The organism is Atopobium sp. oral taxon 810 str. F0209, from assembly GCF_000466405.1.
Lineage (GTDB): Bacteria > Actinomycetota > Coriobacteriia > Coriobacteriales > Atopobiaceae > Olegusella.
Genome location: NZ_KE952938.1, coordinates 22,331 through 46,567 on the forward strand (window position 1 = coordinate 22,331; position 24,237 = coordinate 46,567).

Sequence of the window (24,237 nt, forward strand, 5' to 3'; positions counted from 1 at the left end):
ACAAAAAGGCCTCTCAATGAGAGGCTTTTTTGTATCACATTTCTTTAACTAGAAAATGTTAGCTCAGTGGATATCTGCGCTCGCGCTCATACTCTGCGGTCACTTGGAGTTCCCACGCACGACGGTTGCTCTTAACAACCGTATCCAAAATCAAACCACAACAAAGCAATAAAGCTCCCAAGCCACAAAACGCCACTGCGAGAATTGCAGTAGGGAATCTCTGGACAAGACGTGTTACTTGGAATTCCCAAATAACAGGTACGCCCAAGACTAGACCAATGATGATGCAAAGTGCGGCAAGAATTGAGAAAAACGGTAAGGGCTTATAGTCCTTAAAAAGACCTGCGATCATTCCTAAAACTTTTGCACCATCTGAAAACGTATTGAGCTTTGAAAAGGAACCTTCTGGACGATCACGGTAATTAATTGGCACCTGAACAATACGCCAACGTTTATCAACTGCATGTATAGAAAGCTCTGTCTCAATTTCAAAGCCTGATGAGATCACTGGCAAAGTCTTTGCAAAAGCACGAGAAAATGCTCGATATCCCGTCATGATATCTGCGTAACGAAAACCATAGAGCCTATTAATTGCCCAACGAACCATGTTGTTTCCAAGACCATGGAAAGCCCGCTTATTTTCTGCACCATAGGTTCCATTACTAAGACGATCGCCTACCACATGGTCTGCGCTTCCATCGAGAATAGGTGTAATTACTTCGCGTACTTGCTCTACGGGATAAGTATCATCCCCATCAACCATTACATAGCAATCCGCATCAATATCACGTAACATCTGGCGTACGACGTTGCCTTTACCTTGCCTACCCTCAAAACGAACAACCGCCCCGTGTTCGCGAGCGATTTCAGCGGTACGATCGGAAGAATTATTGTCATATACATACACAGTCGCCTCGGGAAGATACTTATGAAAGTCATCTACAACCTTTGCAACTGTCAGTTCCTCGTTATAACAGGGGACGAGCGCTGCTATAACTGGCTTCTCTGGAGTTAACACTTTTGCATTCGGTTCAGACATACATCTCCATCCATCGGTAGCATCTCTTGAATCTTATCATTCAATTCGTTGCGCCAACTAATGATATTGACATACAACACGCACTCTTAAACAAAGATACGGTATGCTTCTACTAGTAAAAAGCTGCAAATCTAGGACGTAGCTAATGAAAATACTTGCAATAATTCCAGCATACAACGAGGAAGACTGCCTCGAGACAACCGTAAAGGAATTCGAAGAGGTTTGCCCTAATGTTGACTACCTCGTAATTAATGACGGATCAAAAGACCACACTCCGGAAATTTGCGATGAGCTTGGACTTAATCACATAGATATGCCCATTAACACAGGGCTTGCTTCTGGATTCAGGGCAGGCATGAAATACGCTTTGAAACATCACTATGATGCAGTTGTTCAGTTTGACTCTGATGGACAGCATATCCCCAGTTATATCCCACTCATGGCTAAAAAACTTGAAGAAACGGGTTGTGACATTGTTTTAGGCTCACGCTATCTTGCTGGAGAAAAGGCAGCAGGTCTGCGGAATGTAGGTTCGCGGATTATCTCCCACATGATTCGCATGGCGACTCATATCACAATCACCGACCCCACCTGTGGACTACGCATGTATGGCAAGCAGATGATTCCTCTCTTTGCAAAAGGCTTTGACCTCGAACCAGAACCAGACACAATGGCCTTACTCCTTCGAAATGGTGTTACCGTCTGTGAAATACCTATTTCCATTCGTCAGCGCCAAGGAGGAACAAGTTATCTCAATCCTTTCCGTGCATCTCGATACATGCTCAGAACACTGGCATCCCTTGTTCTGTTTGTATGGTTTAGGTAGGAGTTAGGAAATCATGCCCATATTTCAGCAAATTCTCTTATTAGCCGGCGCCTTACTTATACTGGGAATAGTTATTCATTCGGTGCACAAAAAAAGAATCCTTATTGATGACTCACTTTTTTGGATTGCACTTGCTTTGTTTCTCGTCATTTTAGGTGCCTTCCCACAAATTGTTTATTTCTTCGCACGAGTTTTTGGTTTCCAATCCCCTGCTAACCTTGTGTTTGCTGCAATCACAGCTCTTTTATTGATTAAAGAATTCCGTACTTCCGCAAAGCTTTCTCTGCTTAAAGACCGCGTCAACCAACTTGCCCAAGAAATTGCCTTACGAGATTCAAATGACAAGGATAGTAAGTAATGAATTCAATACGTGTCAGCATCATTGTCCCGTGTTATAAGGTTGAAAAATACCTCCCCCGTTGTCTTGATTCCCTTGTAAATCAAACGCTGGAGGGTGTAGAGGCTATCTGCATTAACGATGGCTCTCCCGACCACTGTATCGACATTTTGCATGATTACGAAAAACGTTATCCCGGGCGTATCGTCGTTATTGACAAGCAGAACGAGGGTGTTTGGCGTGGTCGCTGGGATGGAATAAAAAAAGCTCGTGGCGAATATATTGGCTTCCTTGATAGCGACGATTATGCCGAACTTGATTTTGCTGAGAAGCTTTATGACGCAGCAAAATCCTCAAATGCTGATCTTGCTGTATGTGGCTTCAGTCGCATAGACATGGAGACAGGTAAAAAAATCACCCATGAAATGTGCCTTAAAAGACCGAGTTTTAGCATTGATGAAGACCCTGGCAGGTTAATAGAGATGAATGGTGCGCCTTGGAACAAACTCTGGCGTGCTTCTATTCTACGTTCCATGTGCGACCTACAAGTACCGCCAAAAGTTCTCGACGATATGCTTTTTCAGATGCTCGCTTTCCTTGAGATGCATGGAGCCATTGTCTTTACACCTCATAGTCTCGTGAATTACATGATTCGTCTTGATTCGATTATCAACACTATCTCTTTAGAAAAGCTGCAAACTGGCTATGATGCCTTTCTTGAGGTTCGCAAGCTCTACGAGAGCCATAAAGCCAGTCTCGAACTACTTCAGGCGTTTGATGCAGTAGCTTTTGAGCATCTGGGTATTTCCATGATGTTCCGCATTTCATGCGACAAGAGCATCAATCTCTCTGAGCAAATAAAAGTCTGTACTGACTTCTTAGACAAACATTTCCCCACATGGAGACAAAATCCATATATTTCTTTTGCCTATGCTCAAAAGCAGGGCGGAGCATTTAAACGACTATGGCTAGCCCAGAAAGTTTACAAGGCACATCTACTCGGTCCATTTCTCGGGCTTTACCGCTTCGCTATTGATGTTCTACACATCGATATCAAGTGGTAAATCATCCCGGATTCAATTACAAAAGACCTAATAAGAAAAGTAGTCTCACTGCAAGCTCTTCGGTCGGTTTCTGCCGCAAACGCTCAGCAAACATGGTTTTGCTGAGTCGTTTGCCATCAAGTATGCAATCAATCATAGCGAGGTCATCTGCATCCAGACGCTGAGCATAGCATTCCTTAAAATGCTTAAGTTGTTTCTTTATTTCGCTCAATTGCCCTTTGCCGAGAAATGTTTTGATACGAAACGCCAATAAAGCTAAACCCCCACTACCTGTAGGGCTAACACTGGAGGTTAAACGCCGATAATCAAGCGATGCAAAGTCATCAAAGTAAATCTCACCCAAGCCCGCCGCTACAAGCGCCATCCACCAGTCGTGGGTATACACTCCCTCACTACCGTTGGCAAGCAATTCTTGGACAAGGGTTCTGTTCATCAAAGAAGTATTGCCTGAACACACGCTTTCTACAAGGAGCGTCGGCAATGAAACTCCAATGCGATTGAGCTGCGATCGAGCAATAAAGTTCATATCCTCATCGCAGAAGTTATACTCGCTGCAATACAGTTGAGGAACGGACTGATCTCGTGCTGCAATCATTCGCACTGCTCGACTGATTTTGTCTGTATGCCACGCATCATCTTGGTCGCAAAAAGCTACAAAGTCGTAGCTATCATCTGGCATCGTCAGAGCGTCAAAGAATGAACCAACAACACCTTTATTCTCCCCAGCCTTATACTGCAGCAAGCCTTTTGCGGCATATGCCTCTAGCAATTCCAGCGTTGAATCTGTAGACCCATCGTCCCGCACAAAAAGATCAACCTTTTTATCTTGAGCAAGCACAGAATCAATCTGTTCGGCTAAGTATTTTTCTCCATTATAGGTAGACATAACAACAGCCACGCGGGAATTAACTACAAGACGATCACCTTTATCAAGCAAATCTGTTGACTCCAATTCCCGTGGTTTTATCTCTGGCTCCGCTTTTCGTCCTACCTCATATAAGGCAAGTTCCCAATCCATACCTGCCCTCATTACAACCGTCGCATTAAGCACATCATGCATATGGCACCAACTCAAACGCTTAAGTGGCGAAAAACCTAAAAGTTCTGCCATTCCTTGGCAGAGGTCTTTTTCTGTCGTATCGAGCTGTTCTCCATAACATTGCAAAAAAGCTGCAGCTTGCCGCACTCGTGCATCCACACTATCCAGCTGCTGAGTACTGGGTAGTAGCTTATGTACATAGTTTCCTAATTTTTGCAAAATACCAGTTGCAGAAGCAGAACTAGCACCTACTGAATTATTTCCATGCTGTCGATAGAGCATCGTTGCTTCTGACACATAGCCAATATGACCAAAAGCGGCTGCCGTCAACATAAACCACCAATCATGCATGATAATCGAGCTGCGAATCTTAGGCAGGCGCAATGTATCATGGTATAAAGCTCGATTAACAAGCATGACACAGCCAGGAGAAACATTTTGTGCAAGGAGATTTGCAAGTGAGACTCGATTGGAATTGAGTCCAGAAAAGTCCTGGAATGATGATGCTATCACCTCAAGAGACTCATCAACAACGGCTAAATCAGAAAAGACAAGAAGCGGAACATCTTTTCCGTACCGCTCCTCTAAACAATGCATCTCCTTTATCTCGCGTTCAAGCTTATCTACAAGCCATACATCATCTTGATCACAAAATGCAATATAAGGAGCAGTTGCCCTGTCTACCAAACTGAAAAAATTGTCTCGAGCATTTCCATGAGCCTCAGTATTGGCTACATCGCGTATTCGTTTGTCATGCTCGGCATAACGGGCCACAATAGCAGTCGTAGCATCTTGGGATAGGTCATCTGAAAGCAAGAGCTCCCAATCGCGATAGTTTTGCACTAATAGCGATTCCAGCTGACGCTCAATAAAACACTCACCGTTATAGCTTGCTAATAAAATCTGTATTGAAACAGCCATATTTCACCCTAGCTATATATGAACAACAAAAAATCATCCCTTATTACATTACTATGAAGACAACATTTTTCATTTCAAGAGCTTGGAGTTCTCATGCATCTCAGAAATTATCTCTACCTTGCTGGGATAGCTCTTATTTCCTTCGTACTTTTACTTCTCTGTTGTCACTACTCTAGGCAGCTTCTGGCTAAAGAAAAGCATCGTAGTAGTTTTGAAATACTTGTTCTATTCTCAATATTAATTTTAGGCACAGCAGCTATTCTTGGAAATCAAATCCTTGGAACCGCTAACGTTACGCTTGGTTTTAGAAGCAGTGTAAACGATACATTTGATCAGTACATTCCTTACTATCTGGATATTATTCACAATGCGCAAGTCGGTGGTTTACCCTTTTGGTCCCACCATTTTGGTATGGGATCAAGTTTCCTCGCTAATCAAGAATGGTTAATGGATCCTTTTAACATCGTTTTAATTCCACTATGCCTTGTCTTTGGTGAAGAATTCTTGGCCCAAGCACTCGCCATTACCTTCGCCTGTCGTGTGTTCTGTGCTGGTCTTTTTTTCTCACATTTTTTGACTCGCTTTTGCTCAACTCCTCTTGCACGTATTTTTGGTGCTTCTAGCTATGCTTTTGCTGGCTACCTCTTTACTGTGGGCAAGCATTATTTCTTTGGTACCGCTTGGGTATTGTTACCACTGATACTGTTGGGTCTTGAAGATCTAATGCAACGCAAATCAGCTGGTGCATTCGCATTAGTTAGTATCACCTCTGCGATTTATATTTGCTTTAGTGTCTATTTTGCGTTTATGACACTTATTTTTTCACCCATATACGTTGCCTTACGCCTTCTTATCATAATTGAGGAAAATCAAAAGGGACATTATTTCCAGCGCTTCTTGCTGTGCGCAATGTCCGTACTTACTGGTGTATTGCTAAGCGGCATCATGCTCTTTCCAGCAGCCTACTACATTATTGCCGAAACAAGCCGCGTAGGTGGAACAGCTGCTTCCTCAAAGGGTACCGCTCTTAGTATGCTATCAAGCTTTATGTCACCCCGTGGTATTGGGTTCATATGTAGCAGACTTATGGGTAATGCACTTATAAGTGTCGGCACAAACTATGAATTTATGCCCAATAACAATGAGCTGGAATTTTTCCAAGGCGGGCTAGGCTGCGGCGTATATATCCTATTAGGCCAATTTCTCTATTGGGTATACAGTCAAACGAGCACAAGGCATCGTATTGCCGCTACATGTGCCTTACTATTTATCACGTTTTATTCGATTAACTTCTTCCTGCCTTCACTTATCACGATATTTCGTTATCCCACCTACCGTGCCTCCCTCAGCATAGATGCAATACTAATTTGTGCAATGGCAATAGGGCTTGAGAAAGGTTTTATTGAGCGCAAACCCGCATGCATTCCACTATTGTTCTCCATTTTTTTCTCAGCCCTTGTACTCATGTGGTCCTTAAATAAAACTATCAATTCTCGATTGCAATGCATGTTTTTCATTGTAATTCTGGCGCTTTCAACGCTTTTGACTATCCTCTGTTTTAAAAAACAAACTTGGATTCCAGTACTTACACTTGGTGTCTGTGCATTATTTATTTCGAGTTCTCTGGTAGATTCCTTTTCGGAAATTAATCGTAATCCACGCATAGTACCAAGTAATAAATTCCCACCAGCGGCAAGTCAGGCGCTTAGTGGAAACACAATCACTGCCTTGTCTAAGCTACAAGCCCGTGACAATAGCTTCTATCGAGTAGAGCGCGATTTTCACAGTCTTACAAAATGGAATGATGCACTTAGCTTTAACTACGCAGGCATTTCTAGTTATAACAGTGCAGAAGATGGTGAACTAGGAGATTTCTTTAATAAACTCTGGCCAACAGCCATATCTCATCGGACAAATAATTTCAGCTGTTATACCTTCCCTATAGACTCCACCAGCTCCCGCATGATGGCTATTACTGGTATTCGCTATCTCATCTGCCAGAACCCACTACCCTCAAAAACAAGCTGGGCAAAGCAAATAGAACAAGTTAATGGCTTATATATCTACGAGATAAGCTTTAGGGGAACCATAGTAAGCCCTCTTTATCTCAGAAATTCTGTGCTAAGCCAATCAGATGCAGAGAAGCTTAACATTAAACAACGGCAGCAAGCACTTGATAACAGTATCATTGTAGAAGACAGCCAGATAAGCTTACTCAATATCTCTTCCAACCAAAACAAGATTGAGACAAAAGTACAACTAAAGCTTGCTAGTGATAACTCTATCAGTGGCATCATCGACACTAACAGTGACGGGATTGCCTGTCTTGCTATACCCCACACAAAAGGCTGGAATCTTACTCTTGATGGCAAGCCTTTAGAAACTTTCTCCGCAAATTATGGCTTTATCGGCTTTAACTGCCCAGCAGGCAGACATGTGCTCCATGCCTACTATATCCCTGCTGGCATTATCCCTGGAATATTGATAAGTATTGCAGGAATTGTCTTCACTGCCGCATTCGTTATTTACCTCATTAAGAATAAATCCGTTGTTGATGGAGATATTCGGAACAACCGCAGGGTTAACTGATGCGATATTAGGCTCTTCTTGCCAAACTAGGAAGACATAACCAAATTGGAGCAGAAAATATCAGCGGGGACATATAACGGAATAAAACAACTGGACCGAATATAAGGGTGACAAGTAAGCCAAAACAAAGTGTCAAAGGAACAACTAACTGCATTTTCCGTTCGCATATAACATGAGCAAGTAACAATAGCAGTGCCCACACATAGAGTCCAGACTTGCATATCTGGGCCAAAAGTGGCAGACGAGCATAAGGCATACTCCATCGCTGCTCATCTTTTGGGAATACCTTATCTCCGAATAATTTATCAAACACATGCTTATACACAGGAAATTTGCTTTGCCGTTCAATAGTTATATAGTCAGACCCAGGAAGTGAAAAATCGACATAGTCAATATAAGCATGAGTCATTTTGGCATCATAGTACTTAATGTCTGGATACCACAAACCATATGTAAGCTCAAGATGGGCAAGGATGTAACTACGCGGATGTCTCAAACCTAAATGTGCCCAAAACGCAATAAAGCCCTTAGGATCCTTGCTAATCAACTGGGTATTAAGGTGCGCTTTATACTGATCTGAAATTCTATTGTCACGAAAATAATTATGAGAATTGAGAAAGTGCTCGGGCATATACGTATAGAGTTGATTAAGATCTTCCTCAGATAGGGTATTTTGCTCATGGTTCCATACATAGACGAGCTGTGTTGCAGGAACGCTCATCATTTCCGTAATGGTAGTATCTTTTCGCGCACCCATCAAACTAAGTATCGGGCCATGAAACAATAGATAACCCACGCATGCCATAAAGACAACGGATAACAGCCTTACGCGCCATACTTTTGGCGATGCTAAAGCAAGCGCTACTAAAACAAAAATTAAGGTATAGAAACCATTGTTACGACACAGACAGAGAAAAAGTGCCCAAAACATCATTCGAGCGGGATATTTCCAAGATTGCCAAAATTTCTCTGATTCGTTTACCGCTATAAATAGCAGCATCAAACACATAGCAAAAGCTGCCATAAAGGGTGCATCTTGTAAAACTGAAATAGAGATTATTACAAGACCTAAGTTGAGACAAAAGAACGCTGTACTAAATCCCAACGCCTTATAACCAAGACGAGTATTTAAAAAATTGAGGATACGCCATACTACATAGAGAATAAAGACTAACTGCAGAAGTGTAAGTACTGCAAACCCCAATTCATAAGCACCAGCTATACTCCAACTTGTATGAACAAAAAAATAAAAGAGCAGCTGATAAGGAATAGACCATTTTGCTTGTAGTATGCCTTGACTTATCCCTCGATACCATTCAGGAGAATCAGCCTCGTAGATACCTGGCCAGAGCGCAAGCCACGCGGCAAACCACAAGACACATATCAGACTAAATGCCAGATAAACATGCTTTTTACTAGCAGAGATAGGAGTGTGATTGGCATGCCCCCAGCTACTCATCCATTCTAATAAATAAAGTACCAACGGAAAGAAAGTGAACACATAGAGTAGAGCATTCCCTAGTACTGACCCTAGATGGACAAATCTATCTTGCCAGATAAACTGAGTTCCCAGAGCCATACAAAATGAAAATATCAAACTCAAAACAGCAGAAGATATAAGATATTTCGGCGTGTGCTTTGATGTAAAAATGCAATTCCACAAAAGGAAGAAGGCAACGCAAAGGATAGGCAATACTAGTGAGCCTTGGACGCTCTTCTCAGCTGTAAAAGATGCGAGATAACGGAGCACTCCACAAGAAGAAATTAATGCAGAAAAAAGTGTGAGGACTTTTATCTGATAAAGCTCGGCTCTACACATCCCATTATCCTGCATTTAATTATCCTTTTCTGGATGCTGGGTATCGTTCTTTTCCGTTCCAACAGGAAAATTAACCCTGTCACGAACTACATACTGTGGGGTTGAATTAACCGAGAGCACAATATTGCCTACGTACTCACCAATCATCCCCAAAGCAAAAAGCACTACGCCAAAAAAGAAGAGGAGTAGACAAATGATAGAAGCCCACCCCGCTGGCATAAGAGGATCCGTCATTTTTTGAATGATGACTACAATTCCTGCAATGAAGCCCACCACTACAAAAAACATGCCCATCCAAAAAACCATGCGAAGCGGAAGTTTGGTGTAATTAAAATAGGAAAGCCATAAATTGATTAACTTCCTAAGGGTATAACCAGAACTTCCATGCTCTCGTTGGTGATGCTTTACCGTCACATTACCAATTCGAGTGGTCATACGAGTAAAGAGTGCATCCACAAAAGGATTGTAGTTATGGAATTTAATCATCTGATTTTTGATTTGAGATGTGCACATCCAGAAACTTGATGTCTTCATATCTGCAGGTTGTTCAAGCAGGATATTTCCCGTAACTTTATTAAGCCAGCTCGAAAAACGCTTAAAAGGACTTAGTGAGGGTCTTTCTTCGAAAACACCATATACCACATCATACTCACCACTCTCCATTGCACTAAGCAGTAAGGGGATCTGAGATGGATGTGTTTGCAGATCATCATCCATACAAAGCACCAAGTCCCCTTCAGCATAGTTAAGGGCGCACATTAAAGCGCTATGTTGCCCAAAGTTACGCATAAGGCAAATGCCATGGACATTGGGATATGCTGATGCAAGCCCGCAAATCTTGTCATAGGTTTTATCAGGGGGATTGTCGTTGACTAATATGAATTCACAGTCATAGACAGCACTTTTTTCAAACTCAGCCTGTGTCAAACGAACAACATCATCAAGACTTTCCTCCGAATGGAAGCAAGGTACTATAACTGAAACGAGCACACTATCCCCCTGAGCCGCTGTTGTTTTAATCTTGGTTGCACCCGCTAATTATTATTGTAAAAAGACAAAATTGCAGTAACAACTGCTCGTTTATCTTCGTCAGCTAGGTTGAAATACATAGGCAGTCGTACCAACCGATCACTTTCACGTGTTGTGAACTCATCTTCCCCATTAAAATGACCGAACAACTTGCCCGCTGGTGCTGAATGCAGGGGAATATAGTGAAAAGTTGCTTGAATACCCCGCTCCTTAAGGTAGGAAATTAATGCAGTCCTCTCACTAAGGTTGGCACATTTAATATAAAACATATGTGCATTATGCACGCATTCATTTGGAATATGAGGTAACCCGATATCTCCCCTTTTAGCAATCAGTTGCAGCTTTTCCCAGTAATAACTCCAAGTCTCAAGCCGGCTATCATTAATTTTGTCCGCAACCTGCAGTTGACCCCAGAGATATGCAGCATTGATATCGCTAGGAAGATAGCTCGACCCCCGGTCTACCCACGTATATTTATCAACCTGACCACGGAAGAAGCGCTGGCGATTGGTCCCTTTTTCACGAATAATTTCTGCGCGGTCATTATAGATAGGGTCATTAATGACCAGAGCACCACCCTCACCCATAGAGTAATTTTTTGTTTCATGAAAAGAGTAACAACCAAAAGTGCCGATAGTACCCAGTGCGCGGCCTTTATAGCTACTCATTACCGCTTGGGCTGCATCTTCTACAACCAAAAGATTATGTTTGCGTGCAATGCTCATGATGCTATCCATCTCACAAGCAACACCGGCATAATGCACTGGCACAATTACTCGTGTGCGATCAGTAATAGCAGCTTCGATTTTTGTCTCATCAATGTTCATGGTATCAGGGCGAATATCAACAAACACTAAAGTTGCGCCAACCATCTGAAAGGCTGTAGCAGTAGAAGAAAAAGTAAAACTTGGAAGTATTACTTCATCGCCAGGTTGAAGATCACATAAAATAGCAGCCATTTCAAGCGCAGTAGTACCTGAGGTGGTAAGTAGTGCTTTTTGAGCTTTAAAGCGCTTTTCAAGCCAAGCATGACAACGCTTAGTAAAAGGACCATCACCACTAATCTTGTGATTATCCTCTACAGCTTCACGCACAAAAGCCATCTCGCTCCCAATAAAAGGTGGTACATTAAAATTAATCATTACGCTACTCCCAGCGAATAAATGGCAATGCCACACACGATGAAAACTAATGCTATATACTTCTGCAGATTCATTTTCTCATGAAAGATTGTAACGCCAAAAATAGTTACATAGATATAGCTGGTAGCTTCCAGCATGGGACCCATTGAAAGCGGTATGCCTCGATAGGCAAGGATCGACATGATAGTTGACCCTATAAAAATGATATAGCCCCCGATTACAAATGGATTCAGATATTCCTTGATTGTTGAGCTATAGTGCCGCATAGCGGATTTCTTCAACAACACCTGAGCTACTGCTGCAATAAATACCCCAAAAAGAAGAATAAAGGCATAGCGTAGATCTAGGTTTTCCATGGCTATACCTCTTTTCCATTATTAGCTGCACTATCCTTTTTATTTGCATCTGCTGTGGTATACAACACAACGCCAATAAGCACAATAAGCCCACCAATAAGCTTAGGAATACTTACCTGTTCTTGAAAAATAAGCACTCCCCAGATAAGGCCCCACACCACAGTGACTGCTCTATTCGCATACGCAGTCGTAAGAGGAAGATACTTGATAATTTGCTGCCAGCCCAAGGCGTAAATGCCTAAAATACCAATAATGCCGCTATAGTACAGCACAAAAGGAATGCTGGGAAAAGCGAGTCCTGAAGCAACTTTACTTAATACGGTGCTGAGAGAATAAAACATCAACAGAAGTTGCAATAAAAGATAGATTTTTAGCTTTGATGGACTCATAAATTAATGCCTCTCCACAGGTAAGAAGGGTATGAGGTCTTCCAATTGAGAAGACTTAAGGATAAAGAACCCATGTCGGGAACCGCTGTCAACGATATCTGTTGACATATCCCCAAAAGAACTCACAAATTCAACTAACTCAGGACATGCTTCTCGAACGATATTCAATGTTGCAATATCGTTCGAATCAAAAATAAAGCGAATCATGGCATGAGCTGCTGTATGTAAGGAGGTTATATTGGGCTTTTTTCCCAATGCACAATCAATAACCGCCCCAACAAAATCAATGCCTGTAGAAAGCGGGACAAGACTACTACCAATGCAGTCTCCACCCATGCGACTTCCAATCTCAACAATCTTTATTTCCCCCGTGGGAAGCAACATGAGTTCCGAATGAGAAGCACCATATTGCACGCCCAAACTATCGAGTGCATGAGGAACTATTAACTTAATCTTCTGATAGATTTCTTCAGAAACTGGCGCAGGTTCAAGGTGGCCGGTTTCTATAAAGTGCGGGGCTCCAGAGGTAAATTTCTTGGTCAGCGCAAGAAAATGATGTTCTCCTTTCCAAGAAATATATTCAACACTAAATTCTTCACCATCCATACATTCTTCAATGAGAGCTTCTTTCGCAAAAGATGAGTCAATGGCACGCTCTACCGCATCTTGAAGAGCAGTCATATCAGCAGCATCAAGCTTTGTGATACTACGACTCCCCGAACGATCTACAGGCTTAACTATGAGTGGATAAGTCATACCAAAATCTAATATAGGCTCGCCCGCACGAATAAGGCGGCTTTTAGGAGAAGGATCTCCGTTACGCTCGAACGTTTGACGCATCAAGTGTTTGTTTGTAGATTTTTCTACCGTATCAACAGAATTTGACACCAATCCTAAACGCTCGGCAACCCGTGCAACGGTAATATTTCCCAAATCAGATCCAATAGTACAAATACCCTCAACTCCAACTTTATTACAAATATCGCAAATTTCGTCGATTTCAGTAATTGAAATCGGGTAGAAGACATCAGCGGTCTTCTCACCAATCGAACCATCCTTCCAAGCAAACACATGAGTCTCAAGTCCGCGTTCTTTTGCTTTGAGAATGAGGGGGTTCTGGAAATCTGAAGCTCCAATAATGGCAATCTTTTTCGGCATGCAAATACACCGACCTTTCCAGCAAAATCTGCGAACATAACACGCCATCCTCCATGCCAATCATATGGAGTAACATGCATAGCGATGTCATCCATGCACTATTTAGGAAGAATCCCCATAGTTGCCATGATGAAAATGAAGTATAGCCCATGTCTGTTGCCAATCCGCTTAGCCAGCTGAAGGACAACTATGCCATTATTGGGACTAGATGTTGTTGCTTACTTGTCTCTTGTAAAGCTTTGTAACGGAGGAGTGTATGGACCAAAACGAAGTTATACGTTTGGTTGAAACTCTCAATCTACGCACTATCGAGCTTCGTGATTCTGATATCTATTCGGCGGGGATTCGCGCAAATAATATTCACAAGCTCACGCATCCTTTGACCTTTGATCATCTTCGAAGTGGTTTTCGCGCATGGCTCACTTCACGACGTTTTGCCCGCGCCCCTCGTCATGAGCCTCGCTCAAACTTGGATCCCACTACATGGGAAAAGAGTTTACGTCCAGGTAGTAGAGCAAAAAAGGTAGTCGTGTACTCATGCATCACTGGTGGATATGACGTTCCCCTCGAGCCACTAATGGATGTGCCCCAATTAGATTACGTTATGTTCCTTTCTGGTTCAGAAGTACCTCACTCAACAAAATGGGACATACGTCCTATTCCTTCTGAAATCCAAAGGTTAGCTAATAATTCTTTGATTAATCGCTATATCAAATTTCACCCCCACGAACTATTTGGGGATTCGTATGATGCCTCAATCTATATTGACGGTAATATTCAAGTGATTTCTGATTTGAGTTATTACGCGGATATGATTCATCCTCAAGCGGGTATTGCCTTGCATTACCACCGAACTCGTAACTCAATTGCTGATGAAATGATTGCCTGCAACGCATTAGGAAAAGGGTCTCTTCCAAAAATGCAAGCGCAGGTTAACAACTATAAAGCACAGGGGTTTCCCCTAGATTATGGTTTACTCGAATGCAATATTATCGCAGTTGATTTGCATAGCACACTTAGTAAGAAACTAATAGCTGAATGGTGGGATGAACACTGCCGCTTTGATAGCGGCCGCGATCAGCTTGCCCTGCCCTACGTATTGTGGAAAAACAACATCCCTATCGAGTATGTAGCTACTATGGGGCATAACGCTTATCGAGATTCAAAGGTTTTCATCAAAAACCATGACGCTTAGAACAGGATTATCTGGTGAAAAAAGTATTAATGGTCTCTTGTGAAGGTCTAGGTAATGGCGGAGTGCAAGCAGTGATGATGGGTATTGTGCGGGGGCTTAAGTCACACTGTCACTTTGACATGCTACTTTTTACATCAGAGCGTCGTTATTATGACGACGAATTTGAATCATATGGAAACATCTTTCGCATTCCTCATTATGAAGGATCAAATCCATTTCTCATCTACTCAGATTACTATCTTCGGGGTCAGCATCTCTATAAAAGGGTTAAAGAGATTTTGAAAGAGCATGGACCTTACGAGGTAATTCATTGTAATAACGACTTTGAAGGTGCTTTGTGTCTCAAGGCAGCAGCTGAAGCTGGTGTACCCATACGTATCATCCAAGCACATGTCGAGCTCTCTCTTGCTAATGAAAACATACTTCGTAGGCATATTGACCTTAAAAGACGAAATCTCATTTGCCAATATGCAACCACATTAATTGGGTGCTCAACTAAGGCATGCAGTAGCTTGTATGGCCCAGATGCTCCTTTCATTATCATTCCCAATGCCTATGATGCTCAGCGCTTTAACAAAAATTTGTATTCCCTTCATAACGACCGACTGACACTCATACAAATTGGAAGATTTATCGAAAATAAAAACCAGTTATTTAGTGTGTCAGTTCTCAGGCATATCCAAGAATACATTGCAGATGCCCAGCTAAACCTTGTAGGGTTTGGAGATGATTCTGAATTATCTCGTCTGCATCATGCCATTGAAGAAGCAGGCCTAACCAATTTTGTCCACTTGTATCCAAGTGATGCAAATACCCCAGAATTACTTAGTGGTAGTTCAGCTCTACTCTTACCTTCTCGACATGAAGGCTTCGGCATCGTCCTTGTGGAAGCACAAGCTATGGGAGTGAGATGTTACGTCTCCGATACAGTGCCGCGAGATGCCAATGTGGGCGGGTGCAGCTATCTGCCTTTGCAAGACGGAGCTGCAATATGGGCAAGGCGCATCGTGAATGACTACTCGCAAGGTCTATGTAAACATCACGACTATGATTGCACACAATTTAAATCCACTACGGTTATAAAAAAAATCAGAGACATCTACTTTCCCTATCAACACTAAGCATCAAGAAGAAGGACAACGCACATGACAGACTCATCAAGACAGAGGGAAATAGGAGCACTTGTATCCTATGCAGATACCTTTGTTGCAATGGCAGTTGGCCTTTTATATGTTCCCCTACTCCTACGCACCATTGGTCAGGCGGAATACGGTCTATATCAACTCATCGGATCAATCATTGCATATCTCAATATCATCAGTTCAATGCTTGCTGCTGGCGTAACTCGGTATTACTGCAAGTTTTTTGCTCTTGGCGATAAAGAAGGCATGGCAAAAACGCTTGGCATTTCCAAAAAAATCTACAGTACAGCAAACATTGTTGTTGTCGTTGCTGCTACAGCTCTCATCTTCATCGTTCGCACGGTCTATGTGACATCTCTATCTCCCTGGGAGTTAAATGAAAGTGGCATTATCATAGGTTTGCTCGCCTTTAATTTAATGCTGACCATGAATAACACTCTTAGCATTGCCGTTATTACAGCTCATGAGCGTTTCGTTTTCCTGAAGCTATCAAATCTTACTTTAACTGCACTTCAACCAATTACCGTGCTGCTAGTGGTTCAGGCAATGCCATACGCAGTTGCAGTGAGTGCCGCGCAGGTTGCCCTCAATGCTCTACTAAGATTTGTACAGCGAAGCTATGCTATCAAGAAACTTGGTATGGATACCTCTATCCGCAAGTATGATCGAGACCTTGAACGAGAACTTATGCGTTTCTCCAGAAATATTCTGCTAAGCACTATCGCGGATCAGATTTTTTGGAAAACTGATCAACTTATACTGGGATACCTGTATGGCACCTCAGTCGTAGCCGTTTATTCCGTCGGTATGACCATTAATACAATCTATTTGTCACTGGGTATGGCTGTATCGTCAGTTTTCATGCCACAGGTAAGTGAATTGTGGCACAAAGACAAAAATATTCAAGCAATATCAGAGCTCTTTACCCGTGTAGCACGAATTGCACTTTATCCCCTGCTTCTCGTACTGCTCGGATTCATTGTCTTTGGCAAAGAATTTATCATACTTTGGGCAGGCCCTAGCTACGTTGAGGCATATCTCATTGCTGTGATTGTTATGATACCTTTTACTGTTGACCTCATGCAAAATATCGGTTTAACCATACTTCAGGTAATAAATAAATACGGATTTAGAAGCATGGTTTATCTTACTGCGGCAACACTCAATATCATCCTCACTCTTATTCTTGCCCAGACTTTTGGTGGCATAGGTGCCGCTATTTCTAGCAGTATTGCCATCATTATCAGTAGTGGATGCATCCTTAATTGGTATTACCAGACAAAAATTCATCTCGATATGATGATTTTTTGGAAAAATATCATCCGTGAAACAATTCCTCTAGTTGCCTACGCAAGCATCATGTTTTTTGCATGGTCACGCTACAGGATGGGCGTCAGTGCCATTGGTTGGATACCTCTAATCCTAGGCATTCTTATATTCAGTCTTGGTTTCTTGATAACCGCTTATCTCTTCTCGTTTAATAATTCCGAGAAGAACCTAGTAAAGCATCTCATTCATTTCAGCAATGATTAGAAGCTCTAACCAATCTCAAGCAGCTTCGCATACTCGTCAGCGTACTCGGCGGGATAAAACTGGTTGTAGCCTGCGCCGTGATAGAGCGTAATTTCGCTGAAGTAGAACTGTTTGCCCATGTCATAAAAATCGACACGGACATACTTAAAATTCTTTGCAATCTCAGTGCCAATGCGAAGCATTTCATCGAGACATTGTGGGCGCGGCTCAACGATTGGTTTAGTGATTTTTTTGTACTTAGCTTTGGAAGTGAACTGGAATGGCAGAAGTTTCCAATCAGGTGTAAAGAAAGCACGGTAGTTATCACCCTCGCGGTCGATAACCTTATATACAAAGGCACATTTCCCATTGAAGAAATGCAGTTTAATATCGGCTGGCACCCGCCCCTCAGAATCCATAAGAAGCTTTTCGATAAGCAAGCAAGGCTGAATATTTTTGTATTGCCATTCACGCGTTTCATAGTAATGGTTGAGCGTCATCCACACATGACAACGACCCCTCAGACGTTTGTAATCTACCTTATTGCGATCTCGAACAATTTTCCAAGTGCCCGCGCCACTATTGCATTTGATAATCGTGGGATAATCTGGAAACGCTTCTTTGGTGACTTCCTGCCAAGAATTAAGCTTTCTTACCAGCGGCACCAGATGCTCTTCACCAAAATGCTCAGCAATATAACTTCTAACACGATATTTATCCGCCACCATCGTGCAAAAATCGCGGTGATCATGGAGCTTGAGCCAGCACATCTTTTCATTGAGTGTCTGCGGATTATCAAGATTAGGAGCATAGCCTAATACCTGCGTAAAAATCTTCTCCTCAACCTTGCGCTCGCCCATAAGCTGCATGGGAAGTTTAAATTTCAAAGCAAAGTACAACCAACGAACGGGATAGGCCTCTTTTAGCTTACCGACAAAACTCATATGCTTCTCTCTTTCAAATTTTTATTCAAGCTCGCAAGACCTAGTTGAGATAAAAATCGCGATACCACTCGGCAAAAGCTCGCAGACCTTCACGCAGAGTTGTCTCAGGTCGATAGCCAAACTCGCACTCTAAAGCTTCGGTATCTGCATAAGTCATAGGTACATCTCCTGGCTGCATGGCTACAAGCTCTTTATGTGCCTCAAAATCAAAACCCTGAGGCAGCACACCTGCGCGCACCAATTCTTCTTGCAGGGTGCTGACAAAGTCGAGCAAACTTTCGGGACGACCGCCACCAATGTTGTAAATGGCATAGGGAGGCACTGGCAGTCCGTCTACGCCTGTTTTGCGCTCAGGAGCACGGACAAGTACCCGTACAATACCCTCGACAATATCGTCGATATAAGTAAAGTCACGACTACAATTCCCATAGTTAAAAATCTTGATAGTGTCGCCCTGTAAAAGCTTATTAGTAAAACCAAAATACGCCATGTCAGGACGACCCGCAGGACCATAAACCGTAAAGAAACGCAGTCCCGTCGAGGGAATGTCATAGAGCTTGGAGTAGGCATGCGCCATCAGTTCATTAGATTTTTTGGTAGCAGCATAAAGAGATACGGGGTTATCCACGCGGTCATCAGTGCTAAAGGGTACCTTGGTATTGCCGCCATATACTGACGACGATGATGCGTAGACTAGGTGTTCTACACCGCATGCTCCCCCATCGTAGCTGTGTCGGCAGGCTTCAAGAATGTTGTAAAAGCCAATAAGATTTGACTCAATATAGGAGTCGGGATTCGTAATGCTATAACGCACACCTGCCTGCGCTGCAAGGTTCATCACAATATCAGGCTGATAACGCTCAAAAAGGGAATCAACCAAAGCTTTATCTGCAATCGAACCTCGGATAAAATCCCAAGAAGCCTGAGGGTTTGCTTCTGCACGCTCACCAATCTTTGCTAGGCGCCATTCCTTAAGTGAAACGTCATAGTAGTCGTTCATATTGTCAATACCAACAACATGACAGCCCAATCCCAGCAAACGTTCCGAAAGATTCGATCCGATAAAACCTGCAGCGCCCGTTACCAGTACTATCTTGCTTTGCAAGTTCATGTCACTCATCTTTACTCCATTACTCTTGGCGCCAGCTCAGCTACATGCGTTAAACCCCATATAATCAATACCGTATACTAGCATTCACGCCCATCAAAAGGCTGTCGCTACGGCATTCGCAACATAAACGAAGGGATCTGAAATGAAACTTTTGATAGGTGGAGACTTCGCCCCTACCAAACAAAATTTTGATCTTTTTGAGCAAGGCGATGCTGAGGCACTCTATAGCTCTGAGCTTTTGAATTATCTCAAGACTTTTGACTATCGCGTCTTTGACTTTGAAACTGTATTTGAGGGCAAGGGCACTCTTATCGAAAAACATGGGCCCCTTATTACCACACCTGTATCCTGTCTTCCAGGCATTAACGCTATCAATCCCAATCTCTTTGTATTGGCAAATAACCATATTAATAACCTGGGCAAGGAAGGTATTCAGCACAGCTTTGATATTCTTGAGCAAAACAATATCGCCCATGTTGGCGCAGGTGTAAATCTAACCCAAGCGCGTGAACCCTATATTCTCGAGCATGGAGGACTCAAAATTGGTTTTTATGCCTGTGCTGAGCATGAATTTAATGCCGCCGGTGAGCAAAAAGCAGGCGTCAATCCCTACGACCCACTGGAAAGCTTCGATGATATTCGCAAGGCAAAAACACTCTGTGACTATCTCATCGTTTTTTATCACGGTGGCATGATTGAGTATCGCTATCCCCTACCTACTGAACGTCGGGTATTCAAAAAATTTGTCGATGCTGGTGCCGATCTTGTAGTTGGCCAACATACACACTGCATCGGCTGTGCAGAAAACTATCAGGGCAAAACTCTCCTCTATGGACAAGGAGATTTTCTTTTTGCTCGTCCTACGCTCAATGAATATCGCTACTCTGGACTCCTACTCGAGGTAACTATTGATAAAGATGGTCTTAGAGTCGATTACAATCTGCGTATCAAACCGCAAAACACTATTCGCTTGGCTACTGATAAAGAAAAAACTGAGATTCTTGGAGCTTTTCAACTGCGCGGACAAGAAATACAAGACCAAAAACGCTATACCGAGATTTATCGAACGCATCTTGAGACACGCAAGGGTTTCTATCTTGATAGGCTTCTTGGTAAATTTGGACGTTCACTTATCTATGCTGGTCTTAACAAGCTTACAAGCGGACGCTATCGCAAGTGGAAGATGCGCCGACGCTTTGACAAAACCGACTGGCTTATTTTGGATAACTGGGTAAGCTGTGAGACGCATCAGGAGCTCTTCCGTGACATGATTCAAAGTGAATGGCAGGAAAAATCATGAACGAAGTAGTACCTCCTCATCGCTGTACAGGTTGTGGTGCCTGTTCAATAGCCTGTCCTGTCAGCGCTATCACTATGGAGACTACCCCTGATGGTTTCTTACATTCACATATCAATCAGGACGTCTGCATTAATTGTAAGCGCTGTCTCAAAGTATGCCCCGTGCTGAATCCACCTGAAAAAAGGAAACAAGAGGCAGTGTATGCAGCGCAGTCACCAAACGCTGCCGTGCTCCAGCATTCAGCCTCGGGCGGTGCTTTTTTTGAGCTTGCAACAGCATTTTTAGCTGAGGGGGGCAGCGTCTATGGTGCCACGATGAAGCTCGAAAATTCTCAAGCAGACATCTCTCATCTTGCTGTAACTGACCCACAAGATCTGCCCTGCTTACAGGGTTCTAAGTATGCACAAGGTCGCGCATATCCTGTATTCAAAGAAATTCGCGGAAAACTTCGCCAAGGTGAGCGCATCCTTTTCTCAGGGCTTCCCTGCCAGGTCGCAGGACTTTACGGCTATCTTGGAAAGAAATTTGAGACACTCACCACAGTAGATATTTTTTGTCATGGCAACACCTCACTCGACCAGCTCAATTGCTATCTCACATATCTCAAAGACAAGTATCACAGTGATATCGATGAATATATCTTTCGTGATAAAGAACGTGGCACTGGTTACAAACCAAAAGTCACCCTCAAGTCTGGCAAAGTAATTCGCCAGACTACTTTTCAGGAAGCGTATTGGTATCTCTTCCAAAATTCGAAGTTCTATCGCGAGTCCTGTCACAGTTGTCCTTATGCCAGTCCCAAACGCATCTCGGATATCTCCATTGGAGACTTCTGGGGTATTGAGCAAGTTCGCCCTGAACTCTTGTCAGCTAAGGACGGTAGACTCAATGAGCGTTATGGCATCTCGGCAGTGCTTGCAAATACCAAAAAGGGCAAAGCACTCATACAAGCAACACAACTTGTTTTAGAAGACTCTACTATTGACGAGGTCGCATCTCACGGCGCCGCCATTCGTGAACCCCAAGCAGCTCCAGAGGACCGAGCTCAGGTACTTGAAATGTTCCGTGAGGGAAACTTTGCCCAAGCTAAAGCCTATGCCAAACGTCAACTTGGCTTGTACTATTACCTTGACCTGCTTTCTGACACACAACTAGTTAAACTCGCAAAAAGAGTTCTTGGAACTTAACTAATCTGCCAGTGCATCGATTTTGTATAACCTCATATCATCTTTGGCGAGTATCACTTCAAACCCTGGTGTTTCATCAGTAAGTGACACGAAGCCTTTCCAATCTCTGCTGTGGAATTTATCAAAGAGACTCGATTTACCATGCTTAGCATCAAAATCTTTATCTAAAAGCAAAAGGTACTGTGCGCCCGTCTTTTTCACCGCTTTTTGCACTTCGCTGTTGTACATATACTCATTGATTTTGTCTGAAATGACTTCACTCTCAGGAGTATTACTTCCGTCAAATCGACGGTAATAAGTATTAATATCACTCAAGGGATAGGCAAACGCGCTGCCATCACCAGGCACATTCAATACAAGATCATCCTTTGTAATCTTTTTTACCCTAGTAAGAAAATCGCGCTCGTCTTGATCCAAAATTGAACGAGATATGTCATTGTATCTATGAGCGCGGCTCCCTGTATACCCAAAGGCAGTCGAAATAGTGACACCCTCATACGGAACCTTGATATTGGGATAAAAAATCATCACAAACGATGTTGCTAAAAATATACAGGGGATTAGCATGCGTTTAAAACGGCCTTGCCCATCCTGAACCGCAAGTTCCTCAAATAGATGCTGGGCTACACGTACGAGTGATTCCATACCAAGAGCTGCAAGGGGCATCGCCAAAATACAAGCAATAGATGCGAGGCGATTGTAGTCTGTATACCAAAATCCCGTCATATATTGCTTAAAGGAACCGTCAAGAGAAGCTGAGATAACAAAGAGAATACAGTAAAGGAGGAAACTCCCACTTATCCAAAGATAGTTTCTACGGTAGAGACTATAAAGGATACCCAGCCATACAAACAATGCAAGCAGAGGTTGCATAGGCACATCTTTAAAACCTAAGAAGAGTGCTTCGATAACCGTAGCGCGAAGGGGGGCATAGGCATAATGCACATAAAGAGCGACGGAATTGACAAGAGGTATCTCATAACAAATACGCCACGCCGCTACCACAAAAAGTAAGAACGTTGCTATTGCTACAACTGCACTAAGTCGCGAATTATGACGTGATCTATTTATGTTTGCACGCCAAATTATCCCCATGAGATATGGAATTAAAGCTACACCTAGGGTAAAAGCCATACTCGGATGAGCAAAAACAAGAGCTAATAAACCCGCAAATAAGATGGCGATTTTCCCCAGCTCATATTTCTTTTTTAAGGCATCTTCAGACACCATAACAAACAGAGCGAGAAACGCTGGTAGTAGAACTACGCCAAGAAAAAACGAATTCTTCGCCTGAGGAATAAGAATGTGCCAAGGGAATACTCCAAAGGCAAAAGGAAAAAGCGCTCCCAAACGCAAGGCGAGTGGTTTTTCTTTAAGCGTAGTGCGCAAAAACAAATAAATGCCCGCAGGAAAACAAGGTACGAGTAAAACTGCATTGATAACATTAGCCCCAAACGCCGCATTTTGATTTGTAAAGCCCGTAATCATTGCGGCAAGCACATGCCACGCCGCTGGATAATAAGGCTTCCCCATAATGGATGCATGGGATATATCCTCAAATAAAGAGGAACTAAAGATTGACCATTGACCAGATTTTACATAACGCCAAACCAAATTGAGATGTTCAGTATTATCTGTTTTCCACGTAAGGGAGGACGGACCATCCAAGGGTCGAAGATAATACAGTCCAAAAACCAAGAGTGCAATCAACAGATAAGGTAAAAAAACCTTGAGTTCCCCTTTGAAAGAGTTTTGAGATGTGCAAATAGTTCCTAGATGTTGGGACGAAAATTGTAATTCCCCTCTCCTCCGCTGCAGTCGTCTAAAAGCCAGTACCACAGTTGCAAGCAAACACAAAGGAAGTGCCACGCTTACCCAAGAAGCAAAGATTCCAAGTTTTTCAAATACTATGCCAACTACCGTGTAAAGCGTTATCGTCACAAGGGGCGCTAAAGCAAGACTGAAAAAACGATCATAATCACATGCTCTTATTAAGAAATAGCCAGGTAAACATACAAAAACTAGGCAAATAGGCAACGCAAGAAAAAAATGAAGCCACATGACAAATTCCTTTGTTTGCAAATACAAAGAAGAGAGGATGGCGACAAATGTCGTCACCCTCTCCTCATCTCACATTA

The 24,237-nt window shown here is 42.8% G+C and carries 20 protein-coding genes; 9 read left to right on the top strand and 11 right to left on the bottom strand.

Going from position 1 to position 24,237, the window contains the following annotated elements:
• Window positions 1-58: 58 nt before the first annotated feature.
• Complete coding sequence (locus tag HMPREF9069_RS02225; protein ID WP_021625485.1) at window positions 59-1,039, bottom strand: glycosyltransferase; 981 nt, start codon at window positions 1,037-1,039, stop codon at window positions 59-61.
• A 145-nt stretch (window positions 1,040-1,184) separates the two neighbouring features.
• Here HMPREF9069_RS02225 and HMPREF9069_RS02230 point away from each other — a divergent pair, with 145 nt between their 5' ends.
• The 3 genes from HMPREF9069_RS02230 to HMPREF9069_RS02240 are packed head-to-tail and all read left to right on the top strand — an operon-like array spanning window position 1,185 to window position 3,266.
• Complete coding sequence (locus tag HMPREF9069_RS02230; RefSeq protein WP_021625486.1) at window positions 1,185-1,865, top strand: glycosyltransferase family 2 protein; 681 nt, start codon at window positions 1,185-1,187, stop codon at window positions 1,863-1,865.
• 13 nt (window positions 1,866-1,878) lie between these two features.
• Window positions 1,879-2,223 (top strand): DUF2304 domain-containing protein, encoded by a 345-nt coding sequence (locus HMPREF9069_RS02235; RefSeq protein ID WP_021625487.1) that lies wholly within the window; start codon window positions 1,879-1,881, stop codon window positions 2,221-2,223.
• Entirely contained in the window at window positions 2,223-3,266 is a 1,044-nt protein-coding gene (locus tag HMPREF9069_RS02240) for a glycosyltransferase family 2 protein (RefSeq protein ID WP_021625488.1), read from the top strand. The genes HMPREF9069_RS02235 and HMPREF9069_RS02240 overlap by 1 nt, the downstream gene beginning before the upstream one ends.
• Window positions 3,267-3,282: 16 nt before the next feature.
• Here HMPREF9069_RS02240 and HMPREF9069_RS08770 read toward each other — a convergent pair whose 3' ends face one another.
• A complete protein-coding gene (locus HMPREF9069_RS08770; protein WP_021625489.1) occupies window positions 3,283-5,226 on the bottom strand; it encodes a glycosyltransferase in 1,944 nt (647 codons plus the stop codon).
• 93 nt (window positions 5,227-5,319) lie between these two features.
• Between HMPREF9069_RS08770 and HMPREF9069_RS02250 the strand changes: the two genes are divergently transcribed.
• Window positions 5,320-7,815 carry a YfhO family protein gene (locus tag HMPREF9069_RS02250; protein ID WP_021625490.1) on the top strand — a complete coding sequence of 832 codons (2,496 nt, stop codon included), beginning with the start codon at window positions 5,320-5,322 and terminating at the stop codon, window positions 7,813-7,815.
• 7 nt (window positions 7,816-7,822) lie between these two features.
• Here the strand turns inward: HMPREF9069_RS02250 and HMPREF9069_RS02255 are convergent, their stop codons facing one another.
• The 6 genes from HMPREF9069_RS02255 to HMPREF9069_RS02280 are packed head-to-tail and all read right to left on the bottom strand — an operon-like array spanning window position 7,823 to window position 13,708.
• Window positions 7,823-9,649 (bottom strand): DUF6020 family protein, encoded by a 1,827-nt coding sequence (locus tag HMPREF9069_RS02255; RefSeq protein ID WP_021625491.1) that lies wholly within the window; start codon window positions 9,647-9,649, stop codon window positions 7,823-7,825.
• Window positions 9,650-10,624: a glycosyltransferase family 2 protein gene (locus tag HMPREF9069_RS02260; protein ID WP_021625492.1), complete on the bottom strand. Its 975-nt coding sequence runs from the start codon at window positions 10,622-10,624 to the stop codon at window positions 9,650-9,652.
• Between the two features lie 44 nt (window positions 10,625-10,668).
• Entirely contained in the window at window positions 10,669-11,805 is a 1,137-nt protein-coding gene (rffA, locus tag HMPREF9069_RS02265) for a dTDP-4-amino-4,6-dideoxygalactose transaminase (RefSeq protein ID WP_021625493.1), read from the bottom strand.
• Window positions 11,805-12,161, bottom strand: a complete 357-nt coding sequence (locus HMPREF9069_RS02270) for a DMT family transporter (RefSeq protein WP_021625494.1) — start codon at window positions 12,159-12,161, stop codon at window positions 11,805-11,807. Before HMPREF9069_RS02270 ends, rffA begins: the two co-directional genes overlap by 1 nt.
• Before the next feature lie 2 nt (window positions 12,162-12,163).
• Window positions 12,164-12,550, bottom strand: a complete 387-nt coding sequence (locus tag HMPREF9069_RS02275; RefSeq protein ID WP_021625495.1) for a DMT family transporter — start codon at window positions 12,548-12,550, stop codon at window positions 12,164-12,166.
• 3 nt (window positions 12,551-12,553) lie between these two features.
• The gene (locus tag HMPREF9069_RS02280; RefSeq protein WP_021625496.1) at window positions 12,554-13,708 is read right to left on the bottom strand and encodes an ATP-grasp domain-containing protein; all 1,155 of its coding nucleotides are present in this window, start codon (window positions 13,706-13,708) and stop codon (window positions 12,554-12,556) included.
• 256 nt (window positions 13,709-13,964) lie between these two features.
• Between HMPREF9069_RS02280 and HMPREF9069_RS02285 the strand changes: the two genes are divergently transcribed.
• From HMPREF9069_RS02285 to HMPREF9069_RS02295, 3 genes are read left to right on the top strand one after another with little or no spacing between them, the layout of a single operon-like run.
• Entirely contained in the window at window positions 13,965-14,903 is a 939-nt protein-coding gene (locus tag HMPREF9069_RS02285; RefSeq protein WP_021625497.1) for a glycosyltransferase domain-containing protein, read from the top strand.
• A 14-nt stretch (window positions 14,904-14,917) separates the two neighbouring features.
• The gene (locus HMPREF9069_RS02290) at window positions 14,918-16,024 is read left to right on the top strand and encodes a glycosyltransferase (RefSeq protein WP_156894143.1); all 1,107 of its coding nucleotides are present in this window, start codon (window positions 14,918-14,920) and stop codon (window positions 16,022-16,024) included.
• A gap of 24 nt (window positions 16,025-16,048) precedes the next feature.
• Entirely contained in the window at window positions 16,049-17,578 is a 1,530-nt protein-coding gene (locus tag HMPREF9069_RS02295; RefSeq protein ID WP_021625499.1) for a lipopolysaccharide biosynthesis protein, read from the top strand.
• A 5-nt stretch (window positions 17,579-17,583) separates the two neighbouring features.
• On the opposite strand, the gene HMPREF9069_RS02300 is transcribed toward HMPREF9069_RS02295, so the two are convergent.
• Complete coding sequence (locus HMPREF9069_RS02300) at window positions 17,584-18,501, bottom strand: ATP-grasp fold amidoligase family protein (RefSeq protein WP_021625500.1); 918 nt, start codon at window positions 18,499-18,501, stop codon at window positions 17,584-17,586.
• Window positions 18,502-18,541: 40 nt separating this feature from the next.
• Window positions 18,542-19,621, bottom strand: coding sequence for an NAD-dependent epimerase/dehydratase family protein (locus HMPREF9069_RS02305; RefSeq protein WP_021625501.1), 1,080 nt, complete (start codon window positions 19,619-19,621; stop codon window positions 18,542-18,544).
• 133 nt (window positions 19,622-19,754) lie between these two features.
• On the opposite strand from HMPREF9069_RS02305, the gene HMPREF9069_RS02310 reads away from it, so the two are divergent.
• Entirely contained in the window at window positions 19,755-20,912 is a 1,158-nt protein-coding gene (locus tag HMPREF9069_RS02310) for a CapA family protein (RefSeq protein ID WP_021625502.1), read from the top strand.
• Entirely contained in the window at window positions 20,909-22,099 is a 1,191-nt protein-coding gene (locus tag HMPREF9069_RS02315; protein WP_035438191.1) for a Coenzyme F420 hydrogenase/dehydrogenase, beta subunit C-terminal domain, read from the top strand. Before HMPREF9069_RS02310 ends, HMPREF9069_RS02315 begins: the two co-directional genes overlap by 4 nt.
• Here the strand turns inward: HMPREF9069_RS02315 and HMPREF9069_RS02320 are convergent, their stop codons facing one another.
• The gene (locus tag HMPREF9069_RS02320) at window positions 22,100-24,217 is read right to left on the bottom strand and encodes a DUF6541 family protein (RefSeq protein ID WP_156894144.1); all 2,118 of its coding nucleotides are present in this window, start codon (window positions 24,215-24,217) and stop codon (window positions 22,100-22,102) included.
• Between the last annotated feature and the right edge of the window lie 20 nt (window positions 24,218-24,237).